Annotated in this window: 20 protein-coding genes; 15 read left to right on the forward strand and 5 right to left on the reverse strand. The window is 70.3% G+C overall.

Translation table 11 applies throughout. The annotated features are described in order from the left end of the window. Window positions 1-5 precede the first annotated feature (5 nt). The 5 genes from V6V47_RS15790 (at window position 6) to V6V47_RS15810 (ending at window position 5,956) form a co-directional block, all read left to right on the forward strand. Complete coding sequence (locus V6V47_RS15790) at window positions 6-947, forward strand: carbohydrate ABC transporter permease (protein ID WP_334628965.1); 942 nt, start codon at window positions 6-8, stop codon at window positions 945-947. Beyond that, the gene (locus V6V47_RS15795) at window positions 944-1,765 is read left to right on the forward strand and encodes a carbohydrate ABC transporter permease (RefSeq protein WP_334628966.1); all 822 of its coding nucleotides are present in this window, start codon (window positions 944-946) and stop codon (window positions 1,763-1,765) included. Before V6V47_RS15790 ends, V6V47_RS15795 begins: the two co-directional genes overlap by 4 nt. Continuing rightward, window positions 1,762-4,149 carry a beta-glucosidase family protein gene (locus V6V47_RS15800; RefSeq protein WP_334628967.1) on the forward strand — a complete coding sequence of 796 codons (2,388 nt, stop codon included), beginning with the start codon at window positions 1,762-1,764 and terminating at the stop codon, window positions 4,147-4,149. The genes V6V47_RS15795 and V6V47_RS15800 overlap by 4 nt, the downstream gene beginning before the upstream one ends. 417 nt (window positions 4,150-4,566) lie before the next feature. Beyond that, on the forward strand, window positions 4,567-5,400 hold the full coding sequence (locus V6V47_RS15805; protein WP_334628968.1) for a M15 family metallopeptidase: 834 nt from the start codon (window positions 4,567-4,569) through the stop codon (window positions 5,398-5,400). Between the two features lie 49 nt (window positions 5,401-5,449). Then, the gene (locus tag V6V47_RS15810) at window positions 5,450-5,956 is read left to right on the forward strand and encodes a DinB family protein (RefSeq protein ID WP_334628969.1); all 507 of its coding nucleotides are present in this window, start codon (window positions 5,450-5,452) and stop codon (window positions 5,954-5,956) included. Between the two features lie 269 nt (window positions 5,957-6,225). Here the strand turns inward: V6V47_RS15810 and V6V47_RS15815 are convergent, their stop codons facing one another. Continuing rightward, window positions 6,226-7,413, reverse strand: a complete 1,188-nt coding sequence (locus V6V47_RS15815) for a spore photoproduct lyase family protein (RefSeq protein WP_334628970.1) — start codon at window positions 7,411-7,413, stop codon at window positions 6,226-6,228. Between the two features lie 230 nt (window positions 7,414-7,643). On the opposite strand from V6V47_RS15815, the gene V6V47_RS15820 reads away from it, so the two are divergent. Genes V6V47_RS15820 through V6V47_RS15830 form a run of 3 tightly spaced genes read left to right on the forward strand, consistent with a single transcriptional unit; the run spans window position 7,644 to window position 9,772 of the window. Then, window positions 7,644-8,894, forward strand: a complete 1,251-nt coding sequence (locus V6V47_RS15820; protein ID WP_334628971.1) for an RICIN domain-containing protein — start codon at window positions 7,644-7,646, stop codon at window positions 8,892-8,894. A gap of 23 nt (window positions 8,895-8,917) precedes the next feature. Further along, the gene (locus V6V47_RS15825) at window positions 8,918-9,379 is read left to right on the forward strand and encodes a hypothetical protein (protein ID WP_334628972.1); all 462 of its coding nucleotides are present in this window, start codon (window positions 8,918-8,920) and stop codon (window positions 9,377-9,379) included. 12 nt (window positions 9,380-9,391) lie between these two features. Next, window positions 9,392-9,772, forward strand: coding sequence for a hypothetical protein (locus V6V47_RS15830; RefSeq protein ID WP_334628973.1), 381 nt, complete (start codon window positions 9,392-9,394; stop codon window positions 9,770-9,772). A 13-nt stretch (window positions 9,773-9,785) separates the two neighbouring features. Here the strand turns inward: V6V47_RS15830 and V6V47_RS15835 are convergent, their stop codons facing one another. Next, window positions 9,786-10,289, reverse strand: coding sequence for an SIR2 family NAD-dependent protein deacylase (locus tag V6V47_RS15835; protein ID WP_334628974.1), 504 nt, complete (start codon window positions 10,287-10,289; stop codon window positions 9,786-9,788). Between the two features lie 104 nt (window positions 10,290-10,393). Continuing rightward, window positions 10,394-11,578, reverse strand: coding sequence for an ROK family transcriptional regulator (locus V6V47_RS15840; protein WP_334628975.1), 1,185 nt, complete (start codon window positions 11,576-11,578; stop codon window positions 10,394-10,396). A 99-nt stretch (window positions 11,579-11,677) separates the two neighbouring features. Between V6V47_RS15840 and V6V47_RS15845 the strand changes: the two genes are divergently transcribed. From V6V47_RS15845 to V6V47_RS15870, 6 genes are all read left to right on the forward strand, one after another. Further along, the gene (locus tag V6V47_RS15845; protein ID WP_334628976.1) at window positions 11,678-12,520 is read left to right on the forward strand and encodes a LacI family DNA-binding transcriptional regulator; all 843 of its coding nucleotides are present in this window, start codon (window positions 11,678-11,680) and stop codon (window positions 12,518-12,520) included. A 153-nt stretch (window positions 12,521-12,673) separates the two neighbouring features. Further along, window positions 12,674-13,987 (forward strand): ABC transporter substrate-binding protein, encoded by a 1,314-nt coding sequence (locus tag V6V47_RS15850; protein WP_334628977.1) that lies wholly within the window; start codon window positions 12,674-12,676, stop codon window positions 13,985-13,987. Further along, window positions 13,984-14,934: a carbohydrate ABC transporter permease gene (locus V6V47_RS15855; protein ID WP_334628978.1), complete on the forward strand. Its 951-nt coding sequence runs from the start codon at window positions 13,984-13,986 to the stop codon at window positions 14,932-14,934. Before V6V47_RS15850 ends, V6V47_RS15855 begins: the two co-directional genes overlap by 4 nt. Then, a complete protein-coding gene (locus V6V47_RS15860; RefSeq protein WP_334628979.1) occupies window positions 14,931-15,752 on the forward strand; it encodes a carbohydrate ABC transporter permease in 822 nt (273 codons plus the stop codon). The genes V6V47_RS15855 and V6V47_RS15860 overlap by 4 nt, the downstream gene beginning before the upstream one ends. A gap of 26 nt (window positions 15,753-15,778) precedes the next feature. Next, a complete protein-coding gene (locus V6V47_RS15865; protein WP_334628980.1) occupies window positions 15,779-18,238 on the forward strand; it encodes a glycoside hydrolase family 2 protein in 2,460 nt (819 codons plus the stop codon). Between the two features lie 40 nt (window positions 18,239-18,278). Next, complete coding sequence (locus V6V47_RS15870; protein WP_334628981.1) at window positions 18,279-19,679, forward strand: glycosyl hydrolase; 1,401 nt, start codon at window positions 18,279-18,281, stop codon at window positions 19,677-19,679. Window positions 19,680-19,733: 54 nt separating this feature from the next. Here the strand turns inward: V6V47_RS15870 and V6V47_RS15875 are convergent, their stop codons facing one another. Continuing rightward, the gene (locus tag V6V47_RS15875; RefSeq protein ID WP_334628982.1) at window positions 19,734-20,687 is read right to left on the reverse strand and encodes a helix-turn-helix transcriptional regulator; all 954 of its coding nucleotides are present in this window, start codon (window positions 20,685-20,687) and stop codon (window positions 19,734-19,736) included. A gap of 442 nt (window positions 20,688-21,129) precedes the next feature. On the opposite strand from V6V47_RS15875, the gene V6V47_RS15880 reads away from it, so the two are divergent. Continuing rightward, entirely contained in the window at window positions 21,130-22,329 is a 1,200-nt protein-coding gene (locus V6V47_RS15880; protein ID WP_334628983.1) for an RtcB family protein, read from the forward strand. Window positions 22,330-22,372: 43 nt separating this feature from the next. Here V6V47_RS15880 and V6V47_RS15885 read toward each other — a convergent pair whose 3' ends face one another. After that, a complete protein-coding gene (locus V6V47_RS15885) occupies window positions 22,373-23,164 on the reverse strand; it encodes a maleylpyruvate isomerase family mycothiol-dependent enzyme (protein ID WP_334628984.1) in 792 nt (263 codons plus the stop codon). Window positions 23,165-23,230: the final 66 nt, after the last annotated feature.

Raw genomic sequence — 23,230 nt, forward strand, 5'->3', positions numbered from 1 at the left:
CAACCATGACCATCACCACCGTTGCTCCCCGCCCCACGGCGGAGACGCTCCGGTCCGGACGACGCTCGGGCGGCGCTGACCACGGCCGCCCGGGCTTCTCCTGGGCCCTGCCCGCGACCCTCTTCTTCGGCTTCTTCGCGATCGTGCCGTTGGTGCTCGTCGTCGCCCTCTCCTTCATGAGCTGGAGCGGGATCGGCTCCGCCGAGTACGTCGGCCTCGCGAACTGGCGACGCCTCGCCGCCGACCCCACGATGATCCAGAGCCTCTGGCTGAGCGTGCTGCTCACTGCGCTGGGCGTCGCCGTGCAGACCCCGCTGAGCGTGCTCATCGGGGTCTGGGCGGCCGGGCTCCAGCGCAACCGGGCGGTCCTGTCCGCCATCTACTTCCTGCCGCTGCTGTTGTCCGCCACCGCCGTGTCGGTGCTCTGGCGCGCGCTGCTCGACCCGAACTTCGGGGTGCCGGGGCAGGCGAGCTGGCTGTTCGGCGACGGCAACCTCTTCGGCAGCCGGACCGGCGCGATCGGCGTACTGGTCTTCGTCAGCAGTTGGCAGTTCATCCCGTTCCACGCGCTGATCTACCAGGGCTCGGCGCGGGCCATCCCGGAGGTGCTCTACCAGGCCGCCGAGGTCGACGGGGCCGGACGCTGGGGTCAGTTCCGGCACGTGACCCTGCCGCAGCTGCGCAACGCCATGATCACCTCGGTGGTGCTCATGGTGGTCGGCGGGCTGACCACCTTCGACACCGTCCTGATCCTCACCCAGGGCGGGCCGGGCACCGACACCACCATCAGCGCCTACTACATGTACGAGCAGGCGTTCCGCAGCTTCGACTTCGGCGCCGGCGCGGCCATCGCGCTGCTGCTCGTGGTGGTCGCCACGATCATCTCGCTGATCGTGGTGCGGGTCTCCGGGTACGACAAGATGCGCAGCACGATGGAGGGCCTGTGACCCGGCACCGTCCGAACTGGATCGCCGGGGTGGGCTCGGTGCTCTGGCTGCTGCTGGTGGGCCTGCCGATCTACGTGATGGTGGCCATCACGGTGCAGACCCGGCCCGGCTACAGCCAGAACGGGCCGCTCGCTCTGCCCGACACCTTCACCCTGGAGAACTACACCGGAGCCTTCGACGAGGGCTTCGGCCGGTACTTCGTCAACACCGTCGTGGTGACGGTCAGCGTGGTGGCGATCGTGCTGCTGTTGGTGCCGCCCCTGGCGTACGCCATCGTGCGCAGCCGTAGCCGACTCACCAGCGGCGTGTTCCGGCTGTTCCTGCTCGGCCTCGCGATCCCCGCGCAGGCGGTCGTCGTGCCGATCTTCTACCTGATCAGCAAGGCGAGCCTCTACGACAACCTGATCGGCGTCATCCTGCCGACCGCCGCGTTCTGCCTGCCGGTCTGCGCGTTGATCCTCAGCGGCGTCATGCGGGACATCACCTCGGACCTGTACGAGGCGATGGCGATCGACGGGGCGTCACCCGTACGGGTGTTCGTACGCCTGGTGCTGCCGCTGTCGCGCGGTGGCGTCTCCACCATCGCGGTCTTCTCCGCGTTGCAGGCCTGGAACGGCTTCCTCTTCCCACTGATCCTGACCCAGTCGGACGAAACCAAGGTCATCACGCTGGGCCTCTACAACTTCCAAACGGAGCACGGCGTCAACATCCCCGGGCTGCTCGCCGCGGTGGTGCTGTCGATGCTGCCCGTCCTGCTCGTCTACCTGTTCGCCCGCCGGGCCCTCGTGCAGGGTCTGATGGGCGTCGGAGGAAAGTGACCGACAACGTGACCCTGGACATCGAACGAGGCACCGCGATCTGGAACGACCCGACGCAGGAGTTGACCATCCGCGTCGACGCCCTGGTCGCCGCGATGACCCTGGCGGAGAAGGTCTCACAGCTCTACGGCGTGTGGGTCGGTGCGTCCGCTGACGGCGGCGAGGTCGCGCCCTACCAGCACGAGATGGAAGAGCCGGTCGACCTCGACACGCTGCTGGAGACCGGGCTCGGACAGCTCACCCGACCGTTCGGCACCGCGCCGGTGGACCCGGCGCTCGGCGCGCTGTCGCTGCTGCGGACCCAGCAGCGGATCACCGCCGCCAACCGGTTCGGCATCCCCGCTCTGGCCCACGAGGAGTGCCTGGCCGGCTTCGCCACCTGGGGCGCGACCGCGTACCCCGTGCCGTTGTCCTGGGGCGCCACCTTCGATCCCGGGCTGATCCGGCGGATGGCCGCCACGATCGGCGCGGACATGCGTCGCCTTGGCGTACACCAGGGGCTCGCGCCGGTGCTCGACGTCGTCCGCGACGCCCGCTGGGGACGCGTCGAGGAGACCGTGGGGGAGGACCCCTACTTGGTCGGCACGGTCGCCACCGCGTACATCCAGGGGTTGGAGTCCGCGGGCGTGGTCGCCACCCTCAAACATTTCGCCGGTTACTCCGCCTCCCGGGCCGGGCGCAACCATGCGCCGGTCGGCATGGGCCCCCGGGAGCGGGCGGACGTGATCCTGCCGCCGTTCGAGATGGCGGTCCGCGAGAGCGGCGCCCGGTCGGTGATGCACGCCTACACCGACACCGACGGGATACCGTCGGCGGTCGACGAGCAACTGCTGACCGGTCTGCTGCGGGAGACGTGGGGGTTCACCGGCACGGTCGTCGCCGACTACTTCGCCATCGCCTTCCTGCGCACCCTGCACGGCGTCGCCGGCACCTGGGGCGAAGCGGCCGGTGCCGCGCTCGCCGCCGGGGTGGACATCGAGCTGCCCACGGTGAAGACGTTCGGCCCGCCGCTGCTCGCGGCGCTCGCCGCCGGGCAGGTGCCGGAGGCGCTGGTGAACCGGGCCGTGCGCCGGGTGCTGTACCAGAAGGGGCAACTCGGGCTCCTCGACGCGGGGTGGAGCCCGGTGCCGCCGGCACTGGACGGCATCGATCCCACCGACGCCGACATCGACGTCGACGTGCTGCGCGGCACCGTCGACCTGGACCCGCCGGATAACCGGGCGCTCGCTCGGGAGGTTGCCGAGCAGGCCGTCGTCCTGCTGCGCAACGACGGCACGCTGCCACTGGGCCGCCCGGCGCGGATCGCGGTGATCGGTCCGCAGGCAGAGACACCAACGGCGACCCTCGGCTGCTACTCGTTCCCGCTGCACGTCGGGTCCCGCCACCCGCAGATCCCGGTCGGGATCGAGCTGCCCACCCTGGCCGAGGCGCTGGCCGGCGAGTTCCCCGCGAGCGAGGTGATCGTCGCGCCGGGTGTGGGCATCGACAGCCCGGACACCGGCGGGGTCGCCGCCGCCGTCGAGGCGGCCCGGGGCGCTGACGTGGTGATCGCGGCCCTCGGTGACCGGGCCGGGCTCTTCGGCCAGGGCACCAGCGGCGAGGGCTGCGACGCGGAGTCGCTGGCTCTGCCCGGGATGCAGCAGCACCTGCTCGACGCGCTGTTGGACACCGGCACGCCGGTGGTGGTCACGATGGTGGCCGGCCGGCCGTACGCGCTGGGCCGGGCGGTCGACGAGGCGGCGGCCATCGTGCAGTCGTTCTTCCCGGGCGAGGGGGGCACCTCGGCGGTCGCCGGGCTGCTCAGCGGACGCGTCGAGCCGCAGGGGCGGCTGCCGGTCAGCGTGCCGCGCAGCCCCGGCGGCCAGCCCACCACCTACCTTGCCGCCCGGCTGGGGCAGGCCAGTGACGTCTCCAACCTCGACCCCACCCCGGCGTACGGGTTCGGGCACGGGCTCAGCTACACGCGATTCGACTGGTCGGAGCTGATGGTCGAGCAGGCGGTGGCGGAGACCGACGGGGAACTGCGGTTGGCGTTCACGCTGCGCAACAGCGGTGCCCGGTGGGGGAGCGAGGTGGTGCAGCTCTACGCCCACGACCCGGTGGCGTCGGTGGTGCAGCCCGTACAGCGGCTCATCGGCTACCTGCGGGTGCCACTGGAGGCGGGCGCGTCCTGCCGGATCGCGGTGACCGTACCGGCCGACCTGCTCTCGTTCACCGGACGCGACGGACGGCGGGTGGTCGAGCCGGGCGATGTCGAACTGCGGCTGGCCTCATCGAGTACGCAGGCGCGGCTCGTGGCGGCGGTCGCGCTGGCCGGTCCGGCGCGGCACGTGGACCACACCCGCCGGCTACACGCGGAGTTCGAGGTGATCACGCTGGGCTGAGCGCGCTGCGTTGAGCGCCCCAGGTCAAGATCCGCGCAACTTCAGGGAAACTGTTGTCTCGACCCGCTTGGGAGGCAGCAGTTTCCTGGAAAGTGCGCGGATCTTGGCACCTCGGCACGACAGCCGGACCCATTCGCCGGCCGCACCCGCAGTTTGACCATCACCGTGCTGGATGAGCACGCCAAACTGCCCAGTGCGGCGGGCCTGGCCTACAGATCTTGGACAGTTTCCGTTTCGTGCTAACGCGTGACGGGCTCAGCACCCCGACCCCTCGGCTGGACGAGCAATTCCCGACGGGCGACCGCATCGTCGCGACGGTTCAGCTCGTAACCGTCCAGCCGTAATAGGTGGGGCGATCAAGCGCGCGGATAAGCCTGAGCTGCCACGACGGCCGAGTGGGGCTGATAGACAGAACTGGTGCGCCACCGCCTCGCCGCCGCCGTACTCGCGCTCGTCGCGCTGCCCGGCGGCTGCTCGGGGGCGGAGTCCCGCCCGCCGCCCACCCCACCGCGGCCCTCGGCCGTGAGCCCCACCCCGTCGGCGTCCGCAGCCGCCCAGCTGCCCGGTTTCGTGGTGCTGACCGACGTCGACCCGCGCATCCACGCCGACATCCGGTACGCCACGCCGCACAACTTCGTCGGCCGGCCGATCACCGCCTACCCGGAGCCGCTGTGCCTGCTCACCCGGCAGGCGGCCGAGGCGCTGCGCCGGGTCCAGGACGCCGCGCTGGCGGGTGGGCACAGCCTCAAGGTGTACGACTGCTACCGCCCGCAGCCGGCCGTGGACGACTTCGTCGCCTGGGCGAAGCGCCCCAACGAGCAGCAGACCAAGGCCGAGTTCTATCCGGACGTGCCCAAGAGTCGGCTCTTCGCCGAGGGCTACATCGGGGCGCCCACCGCGCACAGCCGGGGCAGCACGATGGATCTGACGCTGGTCGACGAGCCCGCCGCCAGCCAGCCCCCGTACCGGCCCGGGCAGTCGCTGGTCGCCTGCACCGCGCCGCGCGGGCAGCGCTTCGCCGACAACAGCATCGACATGGGTACGGGCTTCGACTGCTTCGACGCCCGCGCGCACACCGCCGACCCCCGGATCACCGGCGTGGCCAGGGACAACCGGCTTTTGTTGCGGCGGCTGATGACCGACACCGGTTTCGTCAACTACGACCTCGAGTGGTGGCACTACGGTCTCCGCGACGAGCCGTACCCGGACACCTACTTCGCCGCGCCGGTGGCCCGCTCCTCGATCGGTTGAGGCCGGGGCGGCACCGCCGCCGCCGATGCGATCCGGCATGATCGGTTCAATGACCACCGAACGGATCGGCCCCCCGGTTACCGGCGACGAGCGAGAGACGCTGCGCGCCTTCCTCGACTTCCACCGCGCGACGCTGGCGCTCAAGTGCGACGGCCTCTCCGACGAGGAGCTGCGCCGGCAGTCGATGCCGCCCTCCACGCTGTCCCTGCTCGGCCTGGTTCGGCACATGGCCGAGGTGGAACGCGCCTGGTTCCGGCGGGTGATCGACGGTGAGGACATCCCGTTGGTCTGGTCGGAGGCCGGCGACTTCCAGGAGGCGTACGACGCCAGCTCGTCCACCCGCGCGGAGGCCTTCGACGCCTGGGAGCGCGAGGTCGCGCACGCCCGCCGGATCGAGCAGGCGGCACCATCGCTGGACGTGACCGGCCGCAACGCCCGCTCCGGCGAGGTGGTGTCGCTGCGGCTGGTGATGCTGCACCTGATCCACGAGTACGCCCGACACAACGGCCACGCCGACTTCCTGCGCGAGGGGGTCGACGGCACCGTCGGCGTCTGAGCACGCCTCGGCGTTGCGCAACGCGGGCCACCTGGTCGACCTGGGATTCTCCTGTGGTGAGGCCGAGTGCCTGGGCCGCTTTGCCGCGGACCGTCACGACAGGGATCGCACCGGCGTGCGAACCGGAAGTGAGTCGACCGCGCCCCGGGCCACTGTTCGGCGTCCTTTGCTCTGCTTCAACCGGCGCAACACTTGCGGCACCTTTTCGTTGCGTCCGTTGAAGCAGAGCAAAGGACGCAACACTGGACCATCGGGTGCGGGCGTGGGGGTCAGGTCCAGTAGAGGATTCGGCAGGCCGGTACTCGCGCGGCCAGCTCGGCGTAGAACCAGTCGCGCAGCTCGGCCATCGTGTCGCGCGGGTAGACGTACTTCACCGCGCCGAACTTGCCGTGTTTGCGGCTGCGCGACTCCTCGTCCATCTCCAGCCGGGTCCGCGGGTACCAGCTCAGCAGCACGTCCTTGCTTCCCGGGGTGAAGCGGTGGGTGATCAGCTCGGCGGTCAGGTCCAGCTCCGGCACCCCGTCGACCGCTGCGCGGACCTGCTCGAGCAGCTCGCCGTAGCTCTCCCGCCAATCCGGTAGGGCGATGATCGGCGCGATGGTCAGCCCGACGGGGTAGCCGTCGAGCGCGAGCCGGCGCAGCGCGGCGAGCCGGTCCGGCACCCGGGCGGTGCCGCCCTCGAACCGTTCGCTGACCGGGGCGCAGTTGACGCTGAACCGGACCCGGGTACGGCCGGCGTGTGGCAGCCCGACGAAGTTGTCCACGTCCGCGTACTTGGTGGTCCAGCGCAGTTGCACCGGCGCGTTCCAGTCGGCGAAGTGCTGCACGGCCCGCTGCCAACTGCCGGTCAGGTGCTCCAGCGCGAGCGGGTCGGTGTAGCAGGACGCCTCGAAGGTGGTGCCCTCGTCGGCGCGCCGCGCGTTGCGGCTGGTCACCGTGCCGCGCCCCGCGTACGAGGTGAGCCCGGCCAGAATGTCGTCGAGGTCCGCGTACACCCGGGTCACCGGCGGGCCGGTCAGTGACCCGGCGAGATAGCAGTACTGGCAGTGCGCCGGGCAGCCCTCGGCCAGGTCGACCCGCCAGTCGGCGCTGGGCGCGATGGGTTGCAGGGTGCGTCGCGACGGCGGGCTCACCACGATCGCCAGGGTCCCTTTGGCGCGGGCGTACGTCTCTCGGTCGGTCTGCCCGCGTACCCCGGTGAGCCGGTTGGCGCGTAGCGGTTCCACCTCGATGCCCAGGGCTTGTACCCGGTCGACGATCCGCTGACCGTGCGGGTGTTCGAGTGCGGCCGGGGTGGCGACCACCCGGTTCGGGGTCCAGCGGCGTGCCGGCCGGGCCGCGGGTGCCAAGCCGGACAGGTCGCGGGTTGGCACCCGCTCGCCGCTGGCGTCGTGCGGTGCGGGAGGCACGTCCAGGGCGAGCGGCTGGTCGACGTCGACCGCGTCCGGGCTGGTCATCCGGCCGGTTTACCCGTTACCGCGCCGATCGCACCTCGCCAGCGAACCGGGCTCGCGATTGACGACACCCGATGCTGCGAATAACATTTCATCAATCTGTAAACCTTGTGAACAAAAGGCAGATTGACGCGGCGGCGCGCGTCCCACGCCACCATCGAAGGGCGATCACGGTGATCACAGACTTCTCCTCTCGCGCAAGGCGCGTTCTCGCACTGCTGGTCGCGTTCGTCGTGGCAGTCAGCGCCGGCATCTTCGTCAACGCCTCCCGGCCGGCGCAGGCCGCACCGACGTTCAAGGTCCTCGCCTTCTACAACGGCACCTGGGACGCCGCCCACATCGACTTCGACCGGGACGCCCGTGCCTGGTTCCCGCAGGCCGCGGCCCAGTACGGCTTCTCCTGGGAGTCGACCACCAACTGGGGTCTGCTGAACACCGCCAACCTGGCCCAGTACAAGGTCATCATGTTCCTCGACGACGCGCCGCCCGCTGCGCAGCGGCCCGCGTTCGAGCAGTACATGCGCAACGGCGGGGCGTGGATGGGCTTCCACGTGACGGCGTTCAACACCAACCCGTCGAGCTGGAGTTGGTACTACAACACCTTCCTCGGCACCGGCGCGTTCCAGACGAACACCTGGGGCCCCACCCGGGTCACGCTGCGCGCGGACAACCGCACCCACGCCGCCACCCGGAACCTGCCCGCGACCTTCCCCTCGGCGATCAGCGAGTGGTACTCGTGGAGCAACGACCTGCGGCAGAACCCCAACATCGACATCCTCGCGTCGATCGACCCGTCCAGCTTCCCGGTCGGCACCGACCCCAACCAATCCTGGTACAGCGGCTACTACCCGATCGTGTGGAGCAACCGGCAGTACAAGATGCTGTACGCGAACTTCGGCCACAACGCGATGGACTACAACACCAACACCGGGTTGTCGTCCACCTTTGACAGCGCGCAGCAGAACAAACTGGTGATCGACGGGCTGCACTGGCTCGCCGGCGTCGGCACCACCCCGCCCACGACACCCCCGCCGACCGACGGCCCGATCTCGCCGACCGCCTGGCACACGGTGGTCAACCGCGGCAACGGCAAGTGCGTCGACGCGCGGGCCGCCGCCAGCTCGAACGGCACCGCCATCCAGCAGTACGCCTGCAACAGCAGCAACGCCCAGCAGTACCAGTTCGTGCCGACCAGCGGCGGCTACCTGCGGGTCAACAACCGCAACAATCCCGCCCAGGTGCTCGACGTAACCAACGTGTCGACCGCCGACTCGGCCCCCATCCAGCTCTGGTCCTACAGCAACGGCAACAACCAGCAGTGGCGGGCAGAGTCCGAGGGTGGCGGGTACTACCGGCTGGTCAACCGCAACAGTGGCAAGTGCCTCGACGTGCCGGGAGGGTCCACCGCGGACAGTGTTCAGCTCATCCAGTTCACCTGCAACGGCACTGCGGCGCAGTCCTTCCGACTGGTGACCCAGCCGTAGAACCGGTGCAGTAACGTCCGCGCATGGCCATCCCCGACCGCGTACCCATCTCCTACGAACCCGACTACCGCACTCGCTACATTGGTCGATATGACGAGGGTCAGTTCTTCGGCTCCGTCACGGCCACCCTGGAGGACGGCAGCGGCGCCGAGGACGACTGGTACCGGTACAAGCGGTGGTACGCCGTGCTGCACCGTTTCGACGCCGACGGCACGCACGCCGGGTCGGACGTGTGGTTCGCGGGCACCAGCGAAGACGAGGCAGCCTCCGGCGATTCGGCGGAGGCTCACCTCGTCGAGTGGCTCGACGCGCTGCCCGGCCGTGTCTTCGCTGACATCGCGATTAGGCTGTTCCAGATCGAGGTCGACGGGCACATCTTCGGCCTCGTCGACGAGTCGGAGGAGTACGACGGCGAGGACCACGCCGAGTTCCTCCCCGACGATCTCGGCTTCGACCCACCCTGGGACGGCTGCTACGACACCTGAGGGACATGGAACATGCCTACCGAGGATGATGGGGCGGAGGACCTGCCCCGCCCTCTTCGCCAGCCCGAACGCGCGGTGATCGAACGTCTGCTCGCCGTACCGTTCCCGGGCCGGGACGAGCTGCTGGCCCAACTGGGCCACACCGTCGTCGACGGTGGCTGCCGGTGCGGCTGCGCGACGATCAACCTGTCCGTCGAACGGTCCGCAGCGGCCCCTGCTCCGGTCGTGACCACGGCACCCGTCTCGGCCGACCTCGGCGAGGGCGACTCCTACGCCGGTGTCATCCTTCTCGTACGCGACGGCTTCCTGTCCTGCCTCGAGGTCTACTCGATCGACGAGCCGGTCCGAAGCCTGCCTCCGGCCGACACCATCCGCCCCCGTCCGGCGCGGTGACGGCGATCCCCGATCAGCGACTGGCTGCGGGTCGGTTCGCCGTCCGGGCCTCGGCGAGGGCTGCGGTGATGCGGGGGAGTGCGGTGCCGATCGGTTCGCGGACCACCGCGACGGCGAGGTCGTCGTAGGGCGTCGGGTCCCGATTGATGATCACCAGCCGAGCCCCGGTGTTGACCGCGACGGCGCACAGCGAGGCGGCCGGCTCCACCCGCAGGGAGCTGCCCACCGCGAGGATGAGCTGGCACGCCTGCGCGATCTTCTCCGCCTGCGCGACCGTTGCGGGGTCGAGGTGCTCACCAAAGAGGACGACGGCCAGTTTGAGGATCCCGCCGCACGTCGTACACCTGGGGTCTTCCTCTCCCGCCGCGACCCGCTCCAGCGTGGCCGCCGTGGGTGACCGCAGGTGGCAGCCGGTGCAGACGACCTCGCGCATGCTGCCGTGCAGTTCCAGGACCTTGCGCGGGGTGGACCCGGCCCTCTGGTGCAGGCCGTCGATGTTCTGGGTCAGGATGCGCACCGCCGAACCGGCCGACCCCCGGCGATCTTGCACTTTCGGTCGCCGATCTGCGTGAAATGTGCCTTACGTCGAGGCAGCAAGTGCAAGATCGCGCAGAAGGGGGTTCAGCTTTCGGGCCCGTAGTGCCCGGGGGCGACCGCTGCCTGCACGACCAGGGCGGCCGCGCCGATCGCGGCGGCGTCGCGGGGCTGGGCGGACAACTCGACAACGATGCCGTGGCGGTGACGAGCGTGCGCGGTCCGGTCCAGGTGCGCGCGGACCCGACGGGCGTAGATCGACCCGGCCAGCGCCACTCCGGGGCCGGTGAGGACGAGCCGACCGAGGTCCAGCAGGTTGACGACCGAGGTGACGGCCACGCTCAGTTGGGCGGCTGCCCGGTCGAGGACGGCGAACGCGGCCGGGTCACCGTTGACCGCGGCGCGGGCCAGCACGTCGTAGGTGCCGGCGGTCGTGGTGGCGTCGGGCGGGAGGATGCCTCGCAGGGTCGGGTCGGCGTGGGCCGCCTCGACGACCGCGGTCATCGAGGCGTACCGCTCGACGCAGCCGCGGTTGCCGCAGGGGCACTCCCGCCCGTCGAAGTCGATCGACAGGTGGCCGAGTTCGCCGGCGTTGAAACTGGCACCTCGGAAGAGTGCACCGTGAAAGACGAATCCGGCACCGATTCCGGCCGAGAGATAGACGCAGCCGAACGATTGTTCACGCGAGACCCGGCGGCTCCAGAATTCGCCGAGCGCGGCCGCCGCCGCGTCGTTCTCGGCGATGACCGGCAGGCCGATCCGGTCGGCGACCTGGGCGCGTACGTCGCCGGTTTCGGCCGGCTCGGTGGGCCGGCCGGGCACCGCCGTCGGCGCCACGATCGCCAGGCCCTCGATGCGGCTGGTGGGCAGGTCGAGGCCGGCCGTGAAGGCATCGAAGCGGTCGGCCAGCCCGGCGGCGAGTGCGTCGTCGCCGGGGATCCGCGGCACCACCTCGCGGCCCACCACGCCCCCGGTCAGGTCGATGGCGACGCAGGTCATCGTGTCCGGGCCGAGGTGGAATCCGACGCCGAATCGACTCGCCGGGTTTATCGAGATCAGTTTCCGGGGCTTGCCCCGGACCGAATCGATGGAGCCGGTCTCGTGAATGACGCCCTCGGCGATGAGGTCACGCACGATGTTCGAGATCGAGGGCTGGGTGAGACCGGTGACCTCGGCGAGTTCGACCCGGCTGATCGCGCCCGCGGAACGGATCACGTCGACGACCAGCGCGCGGCTGCCCGGCCCCGCGGCGGGCGCTTCACGACGTGCCATCCGACTGCGAACTCCGATCTCGGGCTGACGGCGCGCGGCCGTCGGTGGTCAGGCGATACCGTACCTGCCAGCACGGCAGGGGCATGGGCGGAGGATTCGGTGACCAAGACACCACGGCGGGTCGGCCTGGTGCTGGCCCGGGCTTCCCAGGTGCTCGGCGAGGAACCCTTCTACCACGAGTTTCTCGAGGGCTTGGAGCGCGTACTCACCCCGTCGGGCGTATCGGTGCTGGTCAGCGTGGTCACTGACCGGCCCGCCGAGGTCGCCGTGTACGAGCGTTGGGCCGCCCAGCGCGGCGTGGACGCGGTGATCCTGGTCGATCTGAGCCCTGGTGACGAGCGCGTGGGGCTCGTCGCCGGGCTGGGTCTGCCCGCCGTGGTGCTTGGTGATCCGTCGACCGCCGACGGCCTGCCGACCGTCTGGACCGACGACGCCGGCTTCGCCCGCGAGGCCGTGCGGTTCCTGGCCGACCTGGGGCACCGGGTGATCGGGCAGGTGAGTGGCCCGCTGTCGTTCGCGCACACGCAGCTGCGCCGCGGCGGTCTCGAGGCGGAGAGCGCGACCCGTGGTCTGACTCTGCTCACGTCCGAGGGTGACTACTCCTACGAGACCGGCCGTGCCGCGACCGCCGAGCTGCTGGCCGTGGAGGCGTCGCGGCCGAGCGCGATCGTCTTCGACAACGACCTGATGGCACTCGGCGGTCTGCAGGCGGCCGCCGAACGGGGCTTGGCCGTGCCGGGCGATGTGTCCATGGTGGCCTGGGACGACTCGGCCCTGTGCCAGCTCGCGGTCCCGGCGCTGTCCGCCATGAGCCATGACGTGGGCCGGATCGGTGAGCTGGCCGCGCAGGCGATCAGCGACGTGATGGCGGACCGACCCGCTGCCGTCTACGAGGCCCCGACCGCTCACATCGTGGTTCGCGAGAGCACCGCAGCGCACTGATCTATCGGCACGTCACGGCTCCACATCGGAGGCGGCTACTACTTAAATTATTAATCTATGCTTGACACCTCCGAAACCTCCGCAGCATGCTGTGAGCCACGCCACCCGCAACTCCATCAGCGTGGATCGATGCCGAGGCAGAAGGACATCAGCATGACAACCAGAAGACAGACTCTCGCCCTGGGCACGGCCGCGGTGCTCGCGTTTGTGACGGGTTGTACCGGCGGAGCCGGTACGGACGACAGTGACGCCGGCGACTTCTCCGGCGACGTCAAGGGGTCGATCACCGTGCTGACCAACCGCACCGACCTCGCGAACACGGCGCTGCCCGCGTACGCCAAGACGTTCGAGGCGAAGTACCCGGGCACCAAGGTCAGTTTCGAGCCCGTGACCAACTACGAGGGCGACGTCACCACTCAGCTCAGCTCGGGTGACTACGGCGACGTGCTGCTGATCCCCAACACGGTGCCGGTGGACCAGCTCGCACAGTTCTTCGCGCCGCTGGGCAGCGCCGACGAGCTGAAGCCGAAGTTCCGGTTCGCCGACGAGAAGGCCTACGACGGCAAGGTGTACGGCCTGTCCCTCGGCGGCGTGGCGCAGGGCGTGGTGGTGAACAAGCGGATCTGGGCGCAGGCCGGAATCACCGCGCCGCCCCGGACGCCGGAGGAGTTCCTCACCGGACTACGGGCGATCAAGGACAAGACCCAGGCGGTGCCGTACTACACGAACTACAAGGACGGCTGGCCCCTGAGCTTCTTCAACAGTCAACGCGCGATCCTGGCCGACCCGGCGATCAACGAGACGTTCCCGACCGATCCGGCGCCCTGGCAGCCCGGCAAGCTCGCGTACATCACCGATGGTCTGCTGTTCGACATCGTGCGCCAGGGGCTCAGCGAGAAGGACCCGCTGACGACCAACTGGGAGAACTCCAAGCCGATGATCGCCACCGGCAAGGTGGGCGCGATGATCCTCGGCTCGTGGGCGGTGCCGCAGATGAAGGACGCGGCGAAGGCGGCCGGGGCGAATCCCGACGACATCGCGTTCTGGCCGTTCCCCTACCAGACCGAGGGAAAGTTCCACGCCCGCATCGAGGGCGACTACAAGGCCGGGGTCAGCAAGAACTCGAAGAACAAGGCGACCGCCCGAGCGTGGCTGGACTGGTTCGTCGGCGAGTCGGGGTTCGCCCAGGACCAGCAGGCCATCCCGACCCCCACCGGCCAGCCGCTGCCGGCGGTGCTGCAGGACTTCGAGAAGACCGGCGTGAGTCTGATCGAGCTGCCGGCGGCCACCACGAACACCGGTAAGGAGGATCTGATCATCAAGGACTCCGAGATCGACCTGACCGGCAACATCTACCGGCAGAAGCTGGTCGACATCGCGCGCGGCGCCGCGAAGGGCGACAAGGAGTCCTACTTCGCCGACCTCAACGAGCGGTGGGGCGAGGCCCAGCGGCAGGTCATGAAGTGACCAGTGTGGAGTACCGGGCCGGGGCGGCGGTGTCCGCGTCGCCGCCCGCGACCGGCTCGGCGGCTGGCAGGCCGCGTACGGGGTGGTGGCGCCGGTGGGCCCACTGGCTCTACCTGGCACCGGCGCTGGCCCTGCTCATCACGTTCACCTACGTGCCCGTCGGCAACATGATCTGGTACAGCTTCCAACGCTGGGACGGCCTGAGCCCGACGATGACCTTCGTCGGGATGGACAACTACGGCCGCGTGTTCAGCGACGAGGACTACTGGCGAGTCTTCCTGGTCAGCCTCTACTACTTCGTCGCCTCGTTCGCGCAGATCGCGATCGCGCTCTACTTCGCGGTGCTGCTCAGCTTCCAGACCCGGCTGCGCAACCTGTTCAAGGGCATCCTGTTCTTCCCGTACCTGCTCAACGGGGTCGCGGTCGGGTTCGTGTTCCTCTACCTGTTCCAGCCGGACGGCACGCTCGACACGGTGTTGCGACTCGTCGGGCTGGGCGAGCACACCAGGTACTGGTTGGGCGACGCCGAGGTGGCGAACTTCTCGCTCGCCGGGACGTCGGTGTGGCGGTTCACCGGGTTGAGCTTCGTGCTGTTCCTGGGCGCGATCCAGTCGATCCCGACCGAGCTGTACGAGGCAGCGGAGATCGACGGTGCGGGCCGGTGGCAGCAGTTCCGCTTCATCATCGCGCCCGGCATCCGACGGATCATCAGCCTCTCGTTCATCCTGGCGATCTCGGGCAGCCTCGCGGTCTTCGAGATCCCGTTCATCATGACCGGCGGGGCGAACGGCACCCGCACGTTCGTGATCCGGGCGTACGAGACAGCCTTCCAGTTCCGGCAGATCGGCCTGGCGTCGGCGATGGCGGTGGTGCTGCTCCTGCTGGTGCTGGTCATCACCTGGGTCCAGCGTCGGCTCGTCCCGGACGACGAGGTGACGCTGTCGTGAACCTCTTCGCCCGTACGGGTAAGTGGGCCTCCCTCCTGTTGGCCGCGGTGGTGACGCTGGTGCCGCTGGTGGTGGTGCTGTTCGCCGCGTTCAAGACGCACGCCGAGTACAACGCGACCGGGCCGCTGACCCCGCCACGGGACTGGCTCAACCTCGCCAACTTCCGCACGGCGTGGACCGACGGCGACATGCTGCGCGGCTTCTGGAACACGACGGTCATCCTGGTGATCTCGCTGATCGGCACGGTCGCGGTCGGCACCCTCGCCGCGTACGCGGTGAGCCGCTTCACCTTCCGCCTCAAGCGGCTGGTGCTGGGGCTCTTCCTGGTGGCCGCGCTGGTGCCGGGCGTCACCACCCAGGTGGCGACGTACCAGATCGTCAAGTCGATGGGCCTGGTCAACACGCTGGGCTCGGCGATCGTGCTGTTCCTCGGCACGGACATCGTCTCGATCTACATCTTCGTGCAGTTCATGCAGTCGATCCCGCGCAGCCTCGACGAGGCCGCGGTGATCGACGGCGCGTCCCGGTTCACCGTGTACCGGCGGATCGTCCTGCCGCTGATGCGACCGGCGATCGCCACCGTGGTGATCATCAAGGGCATCGCCATCTACAACGAGTTCTACATCCCGTTTCTCTACCTGCGGTCGTCGGACCTCAACGTGATCTCGACGGCGCTCTTCCGCTTCAAGGGCCCCTACGGAGCGCAGTGGGAGACGATCGCGGCCTGCACGATGATCGTCATCCTGCCGACGGTCGTGATCTTCCTGATGCTGCAGCGCTTCATCTACAACGGCATCACCACCGGAGCCACCAAGTGAGCGCGTACCGCGCGGAAGGACGATCGATGATCTGGGTGCAGGATCTGGGCGGGCCGTGGAGCCTGCGGGTCGCGGACGACGCCACCGCCCCCGAGGCCGCGCCGCTGGTCGGCCGGGAGCTGACCGCCACCGTACCGGGCTGCGTGCACGTCGACCTGCTCGACGCCGACCTCCTGCCCGACCCGTTCCAGGACGCCAACGAGCTGGCGGTCGCCTGGGTCGGTCACACCGACTGGACGTACCGCCGCGACGTCGCCTGGCAGGGACCCGCCCACGACCGCGTCGATCTGGTCTTCGACGGGCTCGACACGGTGGCCACGGTGGAACTGGACGGCGTCACCCTCGGCACGACGCGCAACATGCACCGCGCCTACCGACTCGACGTCACGTCCCTGCTGGACGGCGATCCGAGGTCGCTCCAGGTGCGGTTCACGTCGGCCTACACCGAGGCGGACACCATGCGCTCCGCGTTCGGCCCTCGACCGAACGCCTACCCGGAACCGTTCAACTTCATCCGCAAGATGGCGTGCAGCTTCGGCTGGGACTGGGGGCCGACGCTGGTCACCGCCGGCATCTGGCGGCCCGTCCGGTTGGAAGGGTGGAGCACCGCCAGGCTGGCGGCGGTCCGGCCCCTGGCCACCTGGCGCGACGGCGGGGGAGTGCTCGACCTGACGGTCGAGGTCGAGCGCACCCGCGACGAGCCGCCGCTGCGCGTACGGGCACTGCTCGACGGGCGTGCGGTCGCCGACTTCGTGCTGCCGCCCGGAGTCGGAAGAGGCAGGGTCGAGACCGCCATCGCCGAGGTGCGGCCCTGGGCACCGATCGGGTACGGCGACCAGCCGCTCCACGAGTTGACCGTGGAGTTGAGCGCCGCCGGCGAGGTCCTGGACCGTTGGCAGCGGCGTACCGGCTTCCGCAGCGCGGAGATCGACCGCACGCCCGACGCCGTCGGCCACCGCTTCGTCGTCCAGGTCAACGGCGATCCGGTGCTCATCAAGGGCGTGAACTGGATCCCCGACGACATCTTTCCGGCCCGGATGACCCGGGAGCGCTACGAGCGGCGGCTCCGCGAGGCGGCCGCCGTGGGCGTCAACCTCATCCGGGTGTGGGGCGGCGGCATCTACGAGAGCCGCGACTTCTACGAGGTGTGCGACGAGTTGGGCCTGCTGGTGTGGCAGGACTTCCTCTTTGCCTGCGCCTGCTACCCGGAGGAGGAGCCGCTCTACTCCGAGGTGGTGGCCGAGGCGCGCGAGAACGTCACCCGGCTGGCCGTACACCCGAGCCTGATCACCTGGAACGGCAACAACGAGAACCTGTGGCTGCGAGGAGCCAGTGGCTGGGATCGGCAGCCCGGCGGCGAGCTGAGTTGGGGCGAGACCTACTACCTGCGGACGCTTCCGGAGATCGTCGCCGAGCTCGACCCCAGCCGCCCGTACCAGGCGGGCAGCCCCTGGTCCGGCTCGTGGCAGCACGCGCCGAACGATCCCGACCACCAGACCTTCCACTCCTGGGAGGTCTGGAACCGGGAGGGCTACGACCACTACCGCGACTCGACGCCCCGCTTCGTCGCCGAGTTCGGCTGGCAGGCACCACCCGCCTGGCGCACCCTGCGCGACGCGATCTCCGATGAGCCGCTGCGCCCCGACTCGCCCGGCGTGCTGCACCACCAGAAGGCCGAGGACGGCAACGGCAAACTCGCCCGTGGTCTCGCTCCGCACTTTCCCGAGCCGACGAGCGTCGAGGCGTGGCACTACCTCCACCAGCTCAACCAGGTGCGGGCGATCCGCACCGGTGTCGAACACTGGCGGTCGTCCTGGCCGCACACCGGCGGCACCATCCTCTGGCAGCTCAACGACCTCTGGCCGGTCACCTCGTGGGCCGCCATCGACGGGGCGGGACGGTACAAGCCGCTGTACCACGCGCTCGGCGAGCTCTACGCGCCGCGCGCGCTGACCATCCAACCGCGCGACGGGGACCTGGTCTTGGCGGTGCTCAACGACAGCCCACAGCCGTGGCACGGCCAGCTCACCGTCGCGCGGCAGGACGCCGGCGGCGAGGTGGTCGCCGAGCACACGCAGGAGGCGACGGTCGCCGCGCGGACGGTGGCGCTGGTGCCGGTACCGCGACACGTCACCGGGTTCACCTCGGACGCCGAGATCCTCGTGGCTCGGCTCGACGCCGCGCGGGCGCTCTGGTTCGCCGTACCGGATCGGGATTTTCCGCACGCCGACGCCGGTCTCACGGTGAGCGCCGACGCGGTCCCCGGCGGCCTCGACGTGCGGGTGCAGGCCACCGGACTGGCCCGCGACGTGCTGCTGCAGGCCGACCGGATCCACCCGGCCGCGGTCACCGACCGCGGTTTTCTCACCCTGCTGCCGGGCGAATCCACGACGATCGCCGTCCGTGGACCGGCCGAGCTGGAACCGGCCCTGGTCAAGGCGCCCTGGGTGCTGACCGACCTGGCCACGGTGCTCCGCCGGGCGTGAGCCGCGCCCGGTCCGTCCACTCCCCACGAAGGAGGAGCCCATGAAAGTCCGGCGGATTCCCCTGACCGCCCTGGTGACGGCGCTCGTCGTCGCCACCCTGGCCCCGCCACCCGCGCAGGCCTTCCCCGCGACGCCGAAGTCGACGGTGCTGAGCTACCTGCGCTCGATCACCGGAGTCTCGATCGTCAGCGGCCAGCACAACAAGGAACCGGCCACCGCCCCGGGCCAGTACACCCGCCAGGTGTACGACGTCACCGGGCAGTGGCCGGGCCTGTGGGGCGGCGACATGATGTTCAACCCCGACGACGTGGCCAACCGGCAGCGGGTGATCGACCAGGCCAAGCTCGAATGGGCCGGCGGGTCACTGGTCGCGCTCACCTGGCACGCCTGCTCGCCGACCGTCGGCGCCACCTGCGCCTTCGGAGGTGGGGTGCAGACGCAGATCTCCGACGCCCAGTTCCAGCAGGTCGTGACCGGCGGCACGGCGCTCAACACCACCTGGCGGAGCCGGATGGCGGCCGTCGTGCCGTACCTGCGACAGCTCCGGGACGCCGGGGTGCCGGTGCTGTGGCGGCCGTTCCACGAGATGAACGAGAGCTGGAACTGGTGGGGCAACCGGCCCGGCGCGAACGGTTCCGCCAAGCTCTTCCAGCAGATGCGCGACTACTTCGACAGCCAGGGTCTCGACAACCTGATCTGGGTGTGGAACGTGCAGGACAACCCCGCTGGCGGCTGGGCCAACTACTACCCCGGCAACGGCTACGTGGACGTGGTGACGCTCGACGCCTGGTACAAGAACTATCCGTCGGCGGGCGACTACCAGCAGATCCAGTCGATCGCGGCCGGCAAGCCGATCGCCCTCGCCGAGCTGGGCAAGGTGCCGAACGCGGCGCTGCTGTCGAGCCAGCCGCGCTGGGCGTACTTCATGATCTGGTCGGAGCAGTTGCGCGGCACCAACACCAACGCCGAGATCCAGGCCACCTACTACCATCCGCGGGTGCTCAACCAGGGTGAGGTGACCCTCGGCTCCGGACCCCCGCCTGTGACGTCGGGCAAGATCCGCGGAGTCGGCAGCGGCAAGTGCGCCGACGTGGCCGGAGCCAACAGCGCGAACGGCACCGTGGTGCAGCTCTACACCTGCGACACCAACGGGACGGCGCAGGGCTGGACCGTCGGGTCGGACGGCACCGTCCGGGCGCTCGGCAAGTGCCTCGACGTGGCTGGCGGCGTCAACGCCGACGGCACCAGGGTGCAGATCTGGGACTGCGTGGCGGGCAGCGGCAACCAGCAGTGGCGTTACGGCGGCTCGGCGCAGACCCTGGTCAACCCGGCGACGGGCCGGTGCCTCGACGCCGCCGGGCAGGGCACGGCCAACGGAACGCCGCTGCAGATCTGGAGCTGCACGGGCAACGCCAACCAACGCTGGACCATCCCGGCCTGACCCACGCCGGGACGTCGGGCGTCCGCCCGGCGTCCCGGTCAGGCCCTGCGACGACTACCCGGCGGCACGGCCGAACCGGGTCGCGACGGCCTGGAGCACGGCGCGCAGCTCCGGTGGGTCGAGCACGTCGAAGTCGACCTCGATGGTGCCGAGGAAGGCGGCCAGGTTGGCCAGCGACTCCCCACCGGTGTGCAGCAGGCAGGTGCGCTCGTCGACCGCCTCGAGCAGCCCCGCCGTGGTCGGGATCCGTTCGGTCATCAGCGCCGCCGGGGCGTGCAGACGTACCCGGGCGGAGTGTCGCCATGCCGTGGAGCCGACGCCGCGCAGCACGTGCGCGACCGCGTCACCACCCGGCGGCTCCCGGGGTGGGAAGCGCGGGCCGGTCGGTGTCCGCGGCTGGATCCGGTCGGCACGGAAGGTCCGCCAGTCGCCGCGCCCAATGTCCCATCCCAGGAGGTACCACCGGCGGCCGGTGTAGATCAGCCGGTACGGCTCGACGTCCCGGACGGTGGCCGCGCCGTCATGCCCGTCGTAGTCGAAGCGCAGGCGCTCCCGGCGATGCACGGCGGTGGAGACGGCGGTGAGTGTCGCCGCCTCCACGGTCGGCCCACCGGCTACGGCGGAGACGGTCGCGGTGCGCAGGGCGTCCACCCGGTGCCGCAGCCGGGCCGGCAGTGCCTGCTCCAGTTTGGCCAGCGCGCGCAGCGAGGTCTCCTCGATGCCGCTGACCGTGCCGGACGCGGCGACCCGTAGGCCGACCGCCACGGCCACCGCCTCGTCGTCGTCGAGCAGCAGTGGTGGCAGCGCGGACCCGGCACCGAGCCGGTAGCCGCCGGCGACCCCCGGGCGCGACTCGATCTGGTAGCCGAGGACGCGCAGCCGCTCGACGTCGTTGCGCACGGTCCGGGTGGTCACCGCCAACCGCTCGGCCAGCGTGGCGCCGGACCAGTCCCGGTGGCCCTGCAAGAGGGCCAGCAGCCGCAGCAGCCGCACCGAGGTCTCCACCATGCCGGCAAGTCTGCCAGCGATTGTCTTGCAAACGACGTCCACAAAAGGGGAGGTGGATCGTGGCTCTGGGCTGCGGCCCCGCCCTCTGCTCGCGGTGCGCCGATATCCATTGCGGACTCGGTCCGGCCCTCCTACTCTCGTCAGTGCAAGGTCGACCACAACCCCGAAGGGAGCACGCCGTGTCGCAGCGCGTCCGTACCAACGCCGCCTGGCACCTGCTCCCCGGCAACACCCTTGTCTATTGCGGTGCCAAAACCCGCTGCTGCCGCCTGAACGAGCGCCGGCAGCCAGGGGGGCACGACTGACGTTGACGCGTCCGTCGGCCGCCCATCCCTTCGAGGATCGGGCGGCTTTCTCGTATCCACGCCGTCGCGCCACCCCGCGACCGCATCTGATCATTTTCGGTCATCGTTTGATGGCGGCACGACATAAGGAGACGACCATGGGATTCACCCCTCTCGCCGGTACGCGGGCACCGGTCCGGGTCTGGACCGACCCGTACGCCATCGAGCCGCAGGCCGCTCAGCAACTGCGCAACATCGGCGCGCTGCCCTGGGTGCAGGGTGTCGCGGTGATGCCGGACGTGCACTTCGGCAAGGGCGCCACGGTCGGCTCGGTCATCGCCATGCGGCAGGCCGTCTCGCCGGCCGCGGTCGGCGTCGACATCGGCTGCGGGATGTCGGCGGTCCGCACCTCGCTGACCGCCGCCGACCTGCCCGACGACCTGGCGGGGCTGCGCTCCGCGATCGAGGCCACCATCCCGGTCGGCTTCGCGCAGCGGGACGACGCGGTCAACCCGCGCCGGATCCGTGGTCTGGAGCAGGCCGGCTGGGACGACTTCTGGGGCCGGTTCGCGGGCCTGGACCGGCGGGTGGCGCAGCTGGAGACGCGGGCACGGCGGCAGCTCGGCACCCTCGGCGGGGGTAACCACTTCATCGAGGTCTGCCTGGAGCAGGGCGGCGCCGACGAGGGCCGGGTCTGGCTGATGCTGCACTCCGGGTCGCGCAACATCGGCAAGGAGTTGGCCGAGCGGCACATCGGTGTGGCTCGGAAGCTGCCGCACAACGCGGACCTGCCCGACCGGGACCTGGCCGTGTTCCTCGCGGGTACGCCGGAGATGGACGCGTACCGGCGGGACCTGTGGTGGGCGCAGGAGTACGCGCGGCGCAACCGGGCGGTCATGCTGGCGCTGTTCTGCGGCGTGGTGCGCGAGCACTTCCCGCAGGTCAGCTACGACGAGCCCATCTCGTGCCACCACAACTACGTGGCGGAGGAGAGCTACGACGGGGTGCAGGTGCTGGTCACCCGGAAGGGCGCGATCCGGGCCGGTCAGGGCGACCTGGGCATCATCCCCGGGTCGATGGGCACCGGGTCGTACATCGTGCGGGGCCGGGGTAACCCGGACGCGTACTGCTCGGCCTCGCACGGGGCCGGGCGGCGGATGTCGCGGGCGCAGGCCAAGCGGACGTTCAGCACGGAAGACCTCGCCGCGCAGACCGCGGGTGTGGAGTGCCGTAAGGACGCCGGGGTGGTCGACGAGATCCCCGGCGCGTACAAGGACATCACCGAGGTGATGGCCCAGCAGGAGGACCTGGTGCAGGTGGTCGCGCACCTCAAGCAGGTCGTCTGCGTGAAGGGCTGAGAGCGGTACGCGCGGGCCGGTGGGACCGGCCCGCGCGGTCGCCTCAGTAGCCGGGGAAGACCTGGCGCAGCTCGTCCAGGGTCAGCGGGCCGGTCAGCGTCACCGTGTCCGGCGTGTACGTGGACCCGAGACGGCCGGTGGCCAGTCGCAGCCACGCCTCGGCCGGCATGGTCAGCTCCCCGTCCGGCTGCTCCGGGACGTCGGTCAGCTCGACCTGCTCGCCCAGCCGCAGCCCGTACGTCTGCTCCGGGCTGGTCAGCCGCAGCCGCAGCGTGGTCGGCCGACCCGCGAGCACGTCCGGTCGGCTCGACCAGGCCAGCATGCCGCCGATCTGCTCCAGCAGCAGCGTGACCGCGTCCGGCGTCACCGCCGCGAACGGGTTGAACGCCACCTCGACGTCCCACTGGTGCAGGGCGAACTCGCTGAGCCGGAACCGACCCGAGGTGGCGACGTCGACGGGCTCCGGCAGGAAGCCGAGGGGGATTCGCAGCGAAGCCCGGCTCTCGGCGTCCAGCGCCTCGTACGCCTCGACCAACTTCTCGTTCGCGGCGAGGAACCCGGCGGCGTGCTCGGCCGGGGTCATCGCGTCCCAGCGCTGCCAGACGCCACGGTTGAAATCGCCGTCCGGGCCGGGCGCGCCGGACCGGGCGGCGGTCAGCGACGCGAGGCCGATCTCCGCGCCGCTGCCGAGGTGGCTGAGCACCTGGGACACCGGCCACTCGCTGGCGCCCGACGGGCGGAGCAGGTCGTCGTCCTTGAGGTCCCGGACGAGCGCGGCGAGCTCCTCGTGGCCCGCGCGCAGGGTCGTGATGACGTGGTCGGCAGCCGTGGACATAGGTCTCCTCAACGGAACTTCGACGATAATCGGGACGCTACCGGACGAGGTCGCCGGCCGGTCCAC

Source organism: Micromonospora sp. CPCC 205539 (assembly GCF_036906815.1).
Lineage (GTDB): Bacteria > Actinomycetota > Actinomycetes > Mycobacteriales > Micromonosporaceae > Micromonospora.

Excerpts from the sequence above, each read along its gene's own strand:
- V6V47_RS15870 (WP_334628981.1), top strand. The coding sequence starts at position 18,279 with ATGAAAGTCCGGCGGATTCCCCTGACCGCCCTGGTGACGGCGCTCGTC.
- V6V47_RS15865 (WP_334628980.1), top strand. The coding sequence starts at position 15,779 with ATGATCTGGGTGCAGGATCTGGGCGGGCCGTGGAGCCTGCGGGTCGCG.
- V6V47_RS15880 (WP_334628983.1), top strand. The coding sequence starts at position 21,130 with ATGGGATTCACCCCTCTCGCCGGTACGCGGGCACCGGTCCGGGTCTGG.
- V6V47_RS15840 (WP_334628975.1), bottom strand. The coding sequence starts at position 11,578 with ATGGCACGTCGTGAAGCGCCCGCCGCGGGGCCGGGCAGCCGCGCGCTG.
- V6V47_RS15830 (WP_334628973.1), top strand. The coding sequence starts at position 9,392 with ATGCCTACCGAGGATGATGGGGCGGAGGACCTGCCCCGCCCTCTTCGC.
- V6V47_RS15885 (WP_334628984.1), bottom strand. The coding sequence starts at position 23,164 with ATGTCCACGGCTGCCGACCACGTCATCACGACCCTGCGCGCGGGCCAC.
- V6V47_RS15825 (WP_334628972.1), top strand. The coding sequence starts at position 8,918 with ATGGCCATCCCCGACCGCGTACCCATCTCCTACGAACCCGACTACCGC.
- V6V47_RS15810 (WP_334628969.1), top strand. The coding sequence starts at position 5,450 with ATGACCACCGAACGGATCGGCCCCCCGGTTACCGGCGACGAGCGAGAG.
- V6V47_RS15815 (WP_334628970.1), bottom strand. The coding sequence starts at position 7,413 with ATGACCAGCCCGGACGCGGTCGACGTCGACCAGCCGCTCGCCCTGGAC.
- V6V47_RS15875 (WP_334628982.1), bottom strand. The coding sequence starts at position 20,687 with ATGGTGGAGACCTCGGTGCGGCTGCTGCGGCTGCTGGCCCTCTTGCAG.
- V6V47_RS15850 (WP_334628977.1), top strand. The coding sequence starts at position 12,674 with ATGACAACCAGAAGACAGACTCTCGCCCTGGGCACGGCCGCGGTGCTC.
- V6V47_RS15790 (WP_334628965.1), top strand. The coding sequence starts at position 6 with ATGACCATCACCACCGTTGCTCCCCGCCCCACGGCGGAGACGCTCCGG.